The following is a 12,214-nucleotide window of genomic DNA, read 5'->3' on the forward strand; positions in this document are numbered from 1 at the left end:
GAGGGTGCGGCAGGGCTCCACCGCTGACGGGCGAGCAGATCAGTGACGACGCGCTCCACGGTGTTACGGCGCAGCGCAAGCCGCTCGACCGAGATCCCGACCGCCGTCCGACTGTGATACTCATCACAATCTTGCCGACGTGGACTGGACCCTCAAGTCGGCCCACAGCCCAGCACGCAGGAATCAGCCATGCGACGACAGGTGAATCGCGAGCTCCGTGAGCTCGCCTGAGGCACCGGTTGCGATGACAGGTGGAGCCCAGGGTCGGTTCCAGACGTACGAGATCGATGGCTGCCGCCCGGAATACGCGGGCAGGGACCTCACCTTGAGCGGATACATGTCGGCCGACGAGCCCGGCTCCTCGTGTTCACACAGGTCAGACGGCGATCTCCATTCGGAACGATAGGGCGCCCAAGGTCGTACGTCTGTTCAAGTCCAGGACTACCGGATCTCGCCGTTCGAGCTGGAGAGCGTGCTGATCGAGCACCCCGCGGTGGCCGAGGCCGCCGTGGTCCCCTCACCGGATCCGGTGGTCCGGCGGGTGGAGTTCGCCGCGCTGCCGAAGACGGTCTCCGGCAAGATCAGGAGGATCGAACTGCGCGGGCGCGAGGACGACCTCCACGGCGGTCCTGAGGCCCCGGAACGCGGTCCCGGCCGCGGCCGAACCGAGTTCTGGGAGGAGGATTTCCGCCGGGAACAGCCCTAACCTCCGCGCCGTTGTGTTAACAACGGGTGACACAGCGGACGATGACGAATCTGCCACTCGCGCAACCACCCCCCGGCGTGGTCTGATACGCCCACGACCCCCACGCGGCACAGGCATTCCATGTCCTGTTGCACGTTCGGTCGCACCCGACCACGGCCATGGCCCCCGCCCTCACGGGCGCTGTGAACCTGTGTCACCACGAAGCCCTTCCACGTCCTGCCGGCCTTCGTCCTGGAGACACCGATTTGAACCACCCGCTGCGCATCTGGCTGAACCGGACCTACGCCGAGAACGCTTTCTTCATCGGCCTGTTGAGAGAGAACCGCGACAACGTCGAGCTGGAGATCCACGCCAGCCATATCGACGCGGACTCGCCGGTGCTGAGGGCCGCCGACGTCTCCTCACTGGAACCGGAACAGCTGTCACCGGCAGCGTATGTGGAGTTCGCGCTGGACTACTGCACCCGGCACGGCATCCAGCTGTTCCTCCCCCGGCTGCACCAGTACGCCGTGGCGGCCCGGCGTGAGGACTTCGCCGCCGTGGGCACCACCGTGCTGAGCCCGCCGAGCGAGGCCATCGAGCTGTTCAGCGACAAGGCGACGGCCTACGGGAAGCTGGCCGCGGCCGGGCTGCCGGTACCGCCCTGGTGGCGGGTGCAGGACGCCGACGAACTGCTGGCCGCCGTGGAGGAGATCGAGGCCGCCGGCGACAAGCCCTGCCTCAAGCCGGTGAGCGGCGCCGGCGGCGAGGGCTTCCGGGTGCTGTCGCGCAACCCCTTCTCGCTGGCCCGGCTGGCCGGGGCGCCCAGCTGGTACGTGCCGCTGGAGCTGGTGGTCCGCGCGCTGGAGGACGCGCCGGAGGAACGCCCGGTGGACTGGCTGGTGATGCCGCACCTGGCCGGCCCCGAGGTGTCGGTGGACTGCCTGGCCGACGCGGACGGACGGCTGCGCGGCGCGGTCGGCCGCAGCAAGGAGGGCCGCCGGCGCGGCTTCACCCTGGACCCGGCGTACCTGGAGCCCACCGGACTGCTGGTGGAGACCTTCGGACTGGCCTATCTGACCAATGTTCAGTTCCGGCACCACCACGGCGTGCCGATGCTGCTGGACATCAACACCCGGCCCTCGGGCGGCCTGCACCAGCTCTCCCGGTGCGGGGTGAACTTCCCCTGGGCGGCGATGCAGCTGGCGCTTGGCCGGGAGCCGACCGACATCACGGTCGGTCCCGGCTCCCTGGGCGACGACTACACCCTGATCTCGACGCCCTACCCGACGCCGGCCCGGCAGCTGCCGATCCCGGCCCCGAGGCATCCGTACGCCGAGGGGGCCGCGGCCCAGGCGCCGATGCCGGCCCAGGGGACGGTGACGCAGGTCACCGGGATCATCGCGGAGTCGGTGTGACGGCGGTGATCCCGGTGACCGCAGTGACCGCATGGTGACGAGCCCGACCCAGCGCCCGCTGACCCCGGACCTCGCGGCGGAGCTGGTGCGGCGCTCGCTCGGCCCGGGTCCGGGCAGCCGGGTCACCGGGGCGTCCGAGCTGGGTGGCGGCACCTTCGCCTCGGTCTGGCGGGTCGAGCTCGCAGACGGCCGCGCCGTGGTGCTCAAGACCTCGCCACCGACCGGCGCGGTGCTGCTCCGCTACGAGCACGGGGTGCTGGGCGCGGAGGCCGAGTACTTCCGACGGGTGCGCCGCGAACTGGCCGGGATCCCGGTCCCCGAGGTACTGCACCTGGGCACCGACCGGGACCTCTGCGACGGTGACTGGCTGGTGATGTCGCTGCTGCCGGGCACACCGCTCAGCGTGCTCGACGCCGGACCTGCCGCCGACGGCGCCGTCCGCTACGAACTCGGCCAGGCCCTGGCCCGGCTGCACACCTTGGACGGGACCTGGTTCGGCTACCCCGGCGAGGGCCGCCGCCAGGCCCCGACCTGGCGTGCGGCCTTCCTCGGGATCATCGACGACCTGCTCGCGGACGCGGAGCAGCTGGGCTCCGAACTCCCGGTGCCCGCGGCCGAGATTCGACGGACCATCGGCGCGGCAGCGGGGGTCCTGGACGAGGTACGGCGGCCCACCCCGGTCCACTTCGACCTGTGGGACGGCAATGTGCTCGCCGAACCACGCCTCGACGGCACCGGGCTGCGGCTGTCCGGCCTGGTGGACGGCGAGCGCTGGCTGTACGGCGACCCGCTGGTGGACTTCGTCTCACCGGTGCTCTTCGGGGCGATCGAGGACGAGGACGGGCACCCGCTGCTGCGGGGCTATGCGTCGGTCGCCCGCGAGCAGGGCGAGTGGACCTGGGACGCCGGGTCCGTGGCCCGGGTGCGGCTCTACCGGGCCTGGCTCTACCTGGTGATGAACGTGGAACTGCCGACCAGGGGGCCCGGCCAGGCCGAGCGCAGCGCCGGCCTGGCGAGGCTGCTGAAGGCAGCGCTGGACGCGGTCGCGGGATAGCCCTCGCACAGGGTACGGGTGCGGTCGGAAGAACCCGCCAGGATGGGTCCTCCCGACCGCACCCCCACCCTGCCCGATCGACCTGCCGACGCACCATTACCGTGGCTCCTTGGAACGCCGATCCACCGGAGGAGACCCATGTCGATGCCCCTGACCCAGCCGTCGCCCGAGCCGCTCGGCGTCGCCATGCTCCAGAGTTCAGGACAGCTGCGGGAGACCAAAGCCAACGGCGACCTGATCGAGGACGCCGCCCGACGCGCGGCCGATGCGGGCGCCCGACTGCTGATCACGTCGGAGATGTTCCTGACCGGCTACGCGATCGGGGACGACGTGCACCGCCTGGCGGAGCCCGCCGACGGGCCCAGCGCCCGGCGCATCGCCGGCATCGCCGCGGCGACCGGGGTCGCCGTCGCCTACGGCTACCCCGAGCTGGGTCCCTCGGGCGAGGTCTACAACTCGGTCCGACTGGTCGGCCCGGGAGGGGAACCACTGGCGAACTACCGGAAGTCGCACCTCTTCGGCGACTTCGAGCGCGCCCACTTCACGCCCGGCGACGAGCCCGTCGTCCAGGCCGAACTGCACGGCACCCGGATCGGTCTGATGATCTGCTACGACGTGGAGTTCCCGGAGAACGTCCGTGCCCACGCCCTCGCCGGCACCGACCTGTTGGTCGTGCCCACCGCCCAGATGCACCCGTACGAGCTGGTCGCCGAGACCGTCGTACCGGTCCGCGCCTTCGAGAGCCAGCTCTACGTGGCCTACGTCAACCGGATCGGCACCGAGGGCGAGTTCGACTTCGTCGGCCTCAGCTGCCTGGCCGGCCCCGACGGCGTGGTCCGCGCCCGCGCCGGTCGAACCGAGGAACTCCTCATCGCCGACGTGGACCCCGCCTTCCTCCACACCTCCCGCACCGCCAACCCGTACCTCCGCGACCGCCGCCCCGAGCTCTACACCTCACTGACCCGATAGCGGACAGCAGGGAGCCCCTGGCGGATGCCTACGCGGTCCATGACTTCTGGCGCTTCCTTGGCGTGGAGCCCGACGGCAACCCCACGCCCGACCTCTTCGCCGCACCCGTCTGGAGACGGTTACGCCATGGCTCCGAACGCCATCTCCCACGGTGGAGTAGCCCTCCGGGGAATGAGTATTCGTCAGACGCCGTCGCCGTCAACGACCGGCGGGCCCGGGTGGGGTCAGGCGATGCTCAGGACGGCCTTGCCGCGCAGGCGGCCGGTGGACATCTCCTTGAGTACAGGACCGGCGCTGCTCCAGTCGCCGCGGTGGCCGATCTCGACCTGAAGCCTGCCTTGCGATGCAAGGCTCAGCAGTGCGTCGATGTCCTCGGCGTCACGGCTACCGTCGCCGTCGGCGTAGACGAAATGACGCAGGGTCAGCGCGGTGCCCTCCTGGAGCAGGCGGAAGAAGTCCAGGGTGATGGGATTGCCGCTGGCCTGGCCGAACCAGAGGTACTGGCCACCGGGGCGCAGCTTGTGGACTGTCTTCGACCCCAGGTCGCCGCCCACGGATTCGAGCACAATGTCGAAGGCGTTGCCCTCGACGGCGTCGATGTCGCGGGCGATCTCGGCGCCCAGCGCCGCCATGTGCTCGGTCGGCTGTCCCTGCTCGGCGACGGCGGTGATCTCGGCGCCCTCGGCGATGGCAAGCTGGATGAGGACCTGGCCGACTCCGCCCCCGACGCCCGTGGCCAGGATCCTGCGCCCCTTGAGCGGACCGGCCAGGTCGAGCAGTCGCCGGGCGACCAGCCCACCCAGAGGAAGCGCGGCCGCGGAGGCGGAGTCCACGTTGTCGGGGATGACCGCGAGTCGGTCCGCCGAGGCGGCGACGTACTCAGCCCCTCCTCCGCCCGAGGGCAAGTGCAGGACCACGCGGCTGCCCTCTGCCGGACCGCTCCCGTCGGCGGCGGCCTTGGCGACCGTCCCGGCCGCGTCGATGCCGGGGCGGAAGTCGTTGGCGGGGCCGCTCAGGTACAGGAAGTCCGCCCGATTGAGCGAGATGTCGGTCACCTGGACGAGCGCCTCGTGGTGCGCCGGGGTGGGAAGGTCGACATCGCCCAGTTCGGTGAGGGTCTCCGGGTTGCCGGTGGGGATGAGTGCACGCATGGCGGCGCCTTTCTCGCAAAACGGTAGTATGACTACCTCTTCACCGTAGCACAAAACGGTAGTGGTACAACCGGATCACTTCGTTGTAGGTGGTGACGCTGCCAGGCCCGCATCGGGAGTCGTCGTCATCGCGCTCACGGCGCTCCCGGGAGTACATCGCCGGCGGCACACCGTGGAGCGGCGGCTTGGCGCAGGGTCGGCAACGCCCACCGCCGCAGCCGTCGCAGTGATTGCGCTGCTGATCCGCCCGGAGATGGGCGCCGCTACGCGGCCGGGGTGCGGAGCCCGGCCAGCATCACCTCGTGCGTGATCTCACGCTGCCGGGGGGTCGAGGCCGAGCCGGCCATGCGCATGAGCGCCGCCACGTCCTCGGCAGTGATGTCCTGGCGCAGTCGGCCGCTGTTCCGGGCCCGGTCGGCGACCGGGGCGATCAGTGAAATCGCGATGATCTGTCCCTGCACGGCCGCCCGCTCACTCGTCCTGCACAAGGCGTCGAACAGCTGCAACCCCTCATCGTCGAGCGCGCATCCGCGGATGAACACCGTGCGGAACGCCTCCCAGTCGTCGGAGACGGCGGCGGCCGCCTCCGTGACCTGGCGCGCGTCGCCTGCCAGGTCCTCCAGCAGCTGCAGGACGAGGTCGTCCTTGGTCGGGAAGTGTCGGTAGAAGGTAGTCGCCCCCACCTTCGCCGCCCGCGCCACAGCTTCGATGCTCAGATCGGGCCCCTGCTCGGCGAATGCCTGGCGGGCGGCGTCGAGCAGCCGCCGCCGATTGCGGACCTGGTCCTTGCGCGGCGCGCGCTGTGCTGCGGCAGTCAACCTGAACTCCTGGTCGCGACGCCTCTCGAAGCGGCACCGGCAACCCGGCCCGGCTTCGACGGGGCGGTAGATTCGGTAGCCATACTACCGCTTTCCACTTGGTGGGTGGTCATGCTGCCGCAGACTGCCTGGCCGGAGGCTTCGGGCAGACTCTGGGCCATGTCGAACACCCCCGAGAACACCCGTGCTAAGGGCTTGACCGCTGAACAGATAACGGCGCCGCTCCTGCAGAACATGCCGAGGTTGGCCGGAGACTTCAGCCACGAGGGAATCCAGAGGTTGGGTAACCCACTGCCGATGCTCGTGGTCAACCATGGCAACGAGCTCCTGGAACTGATCCTCGAACCGTCCGGGCAGGACTACTGGCTGAAACCCAAGGAGTCGTTCATGGTCACGTCCTACGGGGACTGGCCCGACTATCCCTTCGAGGCGATTTACGAGCCGGGGTGCATCGTGGTCTGGGTGGTCTCTTGCTTCGCTACGGTGACCTTCCGGAACGGAGACGAGGTTCCCGGCGGGTACCAGCGCCCGGCGAGCGCCTGTTGAACCCACTCTCGCGGTCGCCGTCCCGGCTTTGATGCGGATCAGTGGTCAGTGGGGCACGGCTCCTGAAGCCGTACCCCACTGGGCCTCTCTTACAGTCAGCCCTTGACGCAGACGACCTGCTTGAGCTGGGCGACGATCTCGACCAGGTCGGTCTGCTGGGACATCACCTTCTCGATCGACTTGTACGCGCCCGGGATCTCGTCCACGACGCCGGAGTCCTTGCGGCACTCCACGCCCCGGGTCTGCTCCTCCAGGTCCCGCACGCCGAACTTCCGCTTGGCCGCCGACCGGCTCATCTTCCGACCGGCGCCATGCGACGCCGAGTTGAATGCGCTGTCGTTGCCCAGGCCCTTGACGATGTAGGAGCCGGTTCCCATCGACCCCGGGATGATGCCGAAATCCCCTGAGCCGGCCCGGATCGCGCCCTTACGGGTGACCAGAAGATCCTGGCCGTCGTAGCGCTCCTCGCTGACGTAGTTGTGGTGACAACTGATCACCTGGTCAAAGGCGACCTTCGCCTTGGGGAACTCCCTACGGACGACGTCCTGGAACAGCGCCATCATCACCGAGCGGTTGTGCTTGGCGTACTCCTGCGCCCAGAACAGGTCCTGACGGTATGCCTGCATCTGCGGGGTGTCCGCGATGAAGACCGCCAGGTCGCGGTCGACCAGGCCCTGGTTGTGGGGCAGGCCGTGGGCGATGCCCATGTGGTGCTCCGCCAGTTCCTTGCCGATGTTGCGCGAGCCGGAGTGCAGCATCAGCCAGACCGCACCGGACTTGTCCGTGCAGACCTCGATGAAATGATTTCCCGACCCGAGCGTCCCCATCTGCTGCATCGCCCGCTCGCGCCGCCACTTCACCGCGTCGGCGACACCGTCGAAGCGGGACCAGAAGTGGTCCCACCCCGCCGCCGGGAAGCCGTGCAGCTTGCGCGGGTCGACCGGGTCGGAGTGCAGGCCGCGGCCGACCGGGATGGCCCGCTCGATGGCCGATCGGAGCCGGCTGAGGTTGTCGGGGAGGTCGCGGGCGGTGAGCGAGGTCTTGACCGCGCTCATTCCGCAGCCGATGTCGACGCCGACCGCGGCCGGGCAGACCGCGCCCTTCATCGCGATGACGGAGCCCACGGTGGCGCCCTTGCCGAGGTGGACGTCCGGCATCACCGCGAGGCCGGCGATCCAGGGCAGCGAGGAGATGTTCCGCAGCTGCTGCATGGCCTGGCTCTCGACGGTGGCCGGGTCCGCCCACATCCGGATCGGGACCCGGACGCCAGGTACTTCGGTGTACGACATGCTTGATCGACCTCCGCGGTCGGGGAAGAGATGAGACTACGTCAGAAGGGCGTCCGCACAAGGGACGCAGACGTGTACCGGGACGGGACTAGCGCCTGGTACAGGCAGTGGAGGGGCGTCGCCCGGGGGAGGAGCAGGCGCTGACGCGCCCGCGCATCGACTCGACCCGCATGGTGACCGCCTCCTCTCCACTGCCCACGGACCGGCGGTGGTGCCGGTCACAGGAACCATCTAGCCACGGCCGCCCACCGGCGCGCAAAGGGATATCGGGGCAGACGGAAAAGCAGCGGCGCCCGCCTCCGGGTACGAGGCGGGCGCCGCTGCGTGGTTGTTGCCGAGTGGGCGTCAGTGCGCGATCACCGGGATCGACGCCTCGCCGATCTCCTCGCCCACGCCGCCGGTCGGCGGGACGACGGCGTCGCGTCCGGCGGTGACCAGAGTGGCGACGATGATCGCGGAGACGACCAGGATGCCGACGGCGAACCAGATCGCCATCACATAGCCGTGCACCTGGGCCTGGGCGACCAGCGCCGGGGTGGCCGCGTGGTGCGACTTGGCCCAGCTGGTGGTGGCGTTGACCGCGATGGTGCTCAGCAGCGCCGTGCCGATGGAGCCGCCGATCTGCTGCGAGGTGTTGATCATCGCCGAGGCGACACCGGCGTCACGCGGGGCGATCTTGTAGGTCGCCAGGCTCATGGCCGGCATGAACGCGGTGCCCATGCCCAGACCCAGCAGCAGGAAGCCGGGGAGCAGCGTTCCGGGGTAGGAGCTGTTGACCGAGAGCTGGGTCAGGATGAGCATGCCGATCGCGGCGACCACGAAGCCGGGAGCCATCAGCAGCCGGGCCGGGACCCGGTTCATCAGGCGGGCGCCGATCTGGGTCGACCCGATGATCATGCCGGCGATCATCGGCAGGAACGCCACGCCGGTCATGACCGGCGAGTAGTTCTTGACCAGTTGCAGGTAGTAGGTGAGGAAGAGGAACAGGCCGAACATGCCGATCACGGCCAGGCCCAGCGAGAGGTAGACGCCGCCGCGGTTGCGCTCGGTGATGACCCGGAGCGGCAGCAGCGGTGCCTTGACCCTGCTCTCGACCACGACGAAGGCGGCGAGCAGCACGGCCGAGGCGATGAACATGCCGACGGTGATGGGCGCGCCCCAGCCGTCACCGGGGGTGGAGGCCTTGGTGAAGCCGTACACCAGGGCGACCAGGCCGGTGGTGGCGAGCAGTACGCCGGGGATGTCGAGACGGTCGCGGTTGCGGCCTTCCTCGCGCTCGTGGATGTACAGGGCCGCGCCGACAGCCGCGACGATCGCGAAGGCGATGTTCACGAACAGGGCCCAGCGCCAGTTGACGTACTGGGTGAGCACACCGCCGAGGATCAGGCCGACGGCGCCGCCGGCGCCGGCGATGGCACCGAAGATGCCGAACGCCTGTGCGCGCTCCTTGGCCTCGGTGAAGGTGACGGCGAGCAGCGAGAGGGCCGCGGGGGCGAGCAGGGCGCCGAAGACACCCTGCAGGGCACGGGCACCGAGCAGCATGCCCTCGTTGACGGCGGCTCCGCCCAGGGCCGAGGCGGCGGCGAAGCCGACCAGGCCGAGGATGAAGGCGCGCTTGCGGCCCCACAGGTCGGAGATGCGGCCGCCGAAGAGCAGCAGACCGCCGAAGGCCAGGCTGTAGGCGGTGATGACCCACTGCCGGTTGGCGTCCGAGATGTGCAGGGACGCCTGGGCGTGCGGCAGGGCGATGTTCACGACGGTGGCGTCGAGCACCACCATGAGCTGGGCAATGGCTATGAAGGCGAGCGCCTTCCAGCGCTGCGGGTCTGGTTCGAGGCTGACGGGCTGGGCCGTCTTGTCTGTCTGGTCTGTCTTGGGCATGACGTTTCCCATGGCTGTGTAGGCATGTCTGAACTCGGGCCGGCACGCGGTGCTCGCGTGCCCGAAATTCCGCCGTTCGGGCTGTTGGCGGTTGCTGCTGTACGGCTCAGCGAACGGTCAGTGCTGCGGGTCCGTCACTGCGGCGCACTCGCCGCGGAGGTCCTGCAGGATGGCTGGCTGGCCCGGGAGCACTGAGCGCTGCGGTGCGCGCAGTCCGTCCAGGACGATCTGGATGTACCGGTGGACGAAGTTGACGTGCTGGAGGGGTGTGGTTCCCGGTAGCGGCCGGGCGATCTGCGACGCCAGGATCATGACGTCGCCGGTTCCGACGTCAGTACGCAGCGTGCCGTCCGCCTGGGCGCCGGCGAAGACCCGTTCGACCACGTTGTCGAGGCGGTTGCGTGCGGCGAGCAGCTCCGGGTCGTCGACGTCCATCCACTCCGAGAACATCGGGCAGAGGGCGCCGATTTTCCATTCCACCGCGCCGTGGACGATTTCCTCGAGCGCCGTGAAGGCATCAGCGGCCTCGGCGGCGATGGTCTCCGCCTCCTTGGCCATGGTGCCGAAGACGGAGAGGACGACGCTGCGAGCGAGGTCGCGCCGGTCCGGGAAGTGCCGGTAGAGCGTGGCATTGCCGATGCCGGCCCTGCGGGCGATCTCGTCCAGCGGCACGTCCGCACCGAACTCGATGAACGCCTCCTGCGCGGCGGCGACGATGCGCTCGCGGTTGCGGGTGGCGTCCGCACGCAGGCGGGGGGTGCCGGGCTTGACGGCGGTCTGGCTGACCATGGTGGCGCTCCTCTGTCTGCTTCGGTCCCGGTGGACGACGGTCAATGAACCGGGGATTTCCTCCCCGCTTGCTTCAGTCAATCAGCTAAACGGGGAGAGGCTCCCCGGAAATCCCGTCCAGGGGTGTGACCTGAGTCACATTCACAGCTGTCTCTTATATCGATCGACGGGTCCGCCAGCCGGACGGTAGGTTGCAGCCGACTCGGGGAGGTCCAGACCAATGACGGCGGGGACGGCAGCGCAGGAGTCCATGGCCACCGGAGCGGGTGCCGCTCTGACCCGGATCGGCAGGGTGCTGCGCCGCCGTGACTTCCGCTGGTGGTTCGGCAGCCAGGTGCTCGGCGCCTCCGGCGGGGCGACCCAGGCGGTCGCCCTGTCCTGGCTGGTGCTGCAGAGCACCGGCAACGCCTTCTGGCTCAGCGTGGCGACCGTGTGCTCCTGGGGTCCGATGCTGGTGCTCAGCCCCTGGGCCGGCTCCTTGGTGGACCGCCACAACCGTCGGCGGATCCTGCTGGTGACCCAGTCGCTGCTGCTGGTCAGCAGTGTGACGCTGGGCGTGCTGGCCGCCACCTCCGGGCTACCGCTGTGGATCATGCTGGGGATGTCGCTGCTGGCCGGAGCGGTCACCTCGGTCGACTCCCCGGCCCGCCAGGTCTACATCGTGGACCTGGTCGGCAAGGAGGGGGTCGCCAGCGCGGTCGGACTGTGGGAGGTCGTGATCAACTCCTCCCGGGTGCTGGGCCCGGCCCTCGGCGGGCTGCTGCTGGCCACCAGCGGACCGGCCGGCTGCTTCCTGGCCAACGGCCTGACCTTCCTCGCCCCGCTGCTCGTCCTGTGGCGGCTGCAGACGGAGTCCTACGAGACGCCGTCCAACGAGACGCCGTCCAACAAGACGCCGTCCAACAAGACGCCGTCCAAGGAGACGCCGGCACGCCCGCCGAAGCAGCCCGGAGCGATCCGCTCCGGGCTGCGCTACGCCTGGCGCACCCCGGCGGTGCGGGCCTGCCTGCCGATGGCCGCCGCCGGCGGGATGCTCTTCAACATGGGCATCGCGCTCACCCCGCTGGCCACCAGGGCGCTGCACCTGGGCGGCGGCGGATACGGGGCGCTGATGGCGATGTTCGGCGTCGGCGCCCTGCCTGGAGCGCTGCTGGCGGCAGGCACCAGCGCCCCCACGGGCGCCCGGGTGCTGACGCTCTGCGTGGCCACCGGGGTATCCGTGCTGCTGGTCGCCTGGTCCCCCGCCCTGGTCCTGACCTTCGCCGCGATGGCCCTGACCGGCTTCGCCTCGATCTGGTTCATCGCCACCGCCAACACCCTGGTGCAGCTGCGCACCGAGCCGGGGATGCTGGGCCGGGTGATGGGCCTGTGGAGCATGGCGCTGCCGGGGACCACCACCCTGACCGGCTTCCTGATCTCCGGCGTCGGCGAGAGCCTCGGCGCACGGGCCGGCTTCTCCTGCTCGGGCGTGGCCCTTCTGCTCTCCGCCCTGCTCGGCCGGCGCGCCCTCGGCGGCCGGGCTCGCCGTCGATGCCGCGGCGGTGGGCGGACGGCGTGGAGCCGCCCGCCCACCGGCGATTGCCCGGCGGGGATCACCGGCTGAGGTCACCGGCT

Annotated in this window: 10 protein-coding genes and 1 pseudogene; 6 read left to right on the plus strand and 5 right to left on the minus strand. The window is 69.9% G+C overall.

Annotated elements, in window-relative coordinates:
* Positions 1 to 430: 430 nt before the first annotated feature.
* The 4 genes and pseudogenes from ABH941_RS33210 to ABH941_RS33225 all read left to right on the plus strand — a co-directional run.
* Positions 431 to 706, plus strand: a pseudogene (locus tag ABH941_RS33210) (AMP-dependent synthetase); the annotation flags it as partial.
* Positions 707 to 951: 245 nt separating this feature from the next.
* A complete protein-coding gene (locus ABH941_RS33215) occupies positions 952 to 2,103 on the plus strand; it encodes an ATP-grasp domain-containing protein (protein WP_370133310.1) in 1,152 nt (383 codons plus the stop codon).
* A 31-nt stretch (positions 2,104 to 2,134) separates the two neighbouring features.
* On the plus strand, positions 2,135 to 3,157 hold the full coding sequence (locus ABH941_RS33220; protein WP_370133312.1) for a phosphotransferase family protein: 1,023 nt from the start codon (positions 2,135 to 2,137) through the stop codon (positions 3,155 to 3,157).
* 138 nt (positions 3,158 to 3,295) lie between these two features.
* Positions 3,296 to 4,126, plus strand: coding sequence for a carbon-nitrogen hydrolase family protein (locus tag ABH941_RS33225; RefSeq protein ID WP_370133314.1), 831 nt, complete (start codon positions 3,296 to 3,298; stop codon positions 4,124 to 4,126).
* A 224-nt stretch (positions 4,127 to 4,350) separates the two neighbouring features.
* Here ABH941_RS33225 and ABH941_RS33230 read toward each other — a convergent pair whose 3' ends face one another.
* Positions 4,351 to 5,277 carry a zinc-binding dehydrogenase gene (locus ABH941_RS33230; RefSeq protein WP_370133315.1) on the minus strand — a complete coding sequence of 309 codons (927 nt, stop codon included), beginning with the start codon at positions 5,275 to 5,277 and terminating at the stop codon, positions 4,351 to 4,353.
* A 263-nt stretch (positions 5,278 to 5,540) separates the two neighbouring features.
* On the minus strand, positions 5,541 to 6,095 hold the full coding sequence (locus tag ABH941_RS33235) for a TetR/AcrR family transcriptional regulator (RefSeq protein WP_370133317.1): 555 nt from the start codon (positions 6,093 to 6,095) through the stop codon (positions 5,541 to 5,543).
* 159 nt (positions 6,096 to 6,254) lie between these two features.
* Here ABH941_RS33235 and ABH941_RS33240 point away from each other — a divergent pair, with 159 nt between their 5' ends.
* Positions 6,255 to 6,641 carry a hypothetical protein gene (locus tag ABH941_RS33240; RefSeq protein WP_370133318.1) on the plus strand — a complete coding sequence of 129 codons (387 nt, stop codon included), beginning with the start codon at positions 6,255 to 6,257 and terminating at the stop codon, positions 6,639 to 6,641.
* Between the two features lie 95 nt (positions 6,642 to 6,736).
* On the opposite strand, the gene ABH941_RS33245 is transcribed toward ABH941_RS33240, so the two are convergent.
* The 3 genes from ABH941_RS33245 to ABH941_RS33255 form a co-directional block, all read right to left on the minus strand.
* Positions 6,737 to 7,930 (minus strand): RtcB family protein, encoded by a 1,194-nt coding sequence (locus ABH941_RS33245; protein WP_370133320.1) that lies wholly within the window; start codon positions 7,928 to 7,930, stop codon positions 6,737 to 6,739.
* Positions 7,931 to 8,275: 345 nt separating this feature from the next.
* The gene (locus tag ABH941_RS33250; protein WP_370133322.1) at positions 8,276 to 9,811 is read right to left on the minus strand and encodes an MFS transporter; all 1,536 of its coding nucleotides are present in this window, start codon (positions 9,809 to 9,811) and stop codon (positions 8,276 to 8,278) included.
* 117 nt (positions 9,812 to 9,928) lie between these two features.
* Positions 9,929 to 10,600 carry a TetR/AcrR family transcriptional regulator gene (locus tag ABH941_RS33255; protein WP_370133323.1) on the minus strand — a complete coding sequence of 224 codons (672 nt, stop codon included), beginning with the start codon at positions 10,598 to 10,600 and terminating at the stop codon, positions 9,929 to 9,931.
* A gap of 220 nt (positions 10,601 to 10,820) precedes the next feature.
* On the opposite strand from ABH941_RS33255, the gene ABH941_RS33260 reads away from it, so the two are divergent.
* Positions 10,821 to 12,203, plus strand: a complete 1,383-nt coding sequence (locus ABH941_RS33260) for an MFS transporter (RefSeq protein ID WP_370133325.1) — start codon at positions 10,821 to 10,823, stop codon at positions 12,201 to 12,203.
* Positions 12,204 to 12,214 lie beyond the last annotated feature (11 nt).

The organism is Streptacidiphilus sp. EB103A (assembly GCF_041261405.1).
In the GTDB taxonomy this organism is placed as follows: domain Bacteria; phylum Actinomycetota; class Actinomycetes; order Streptomycetales; family Streptomycetaceae; genus Streptacidiphilus.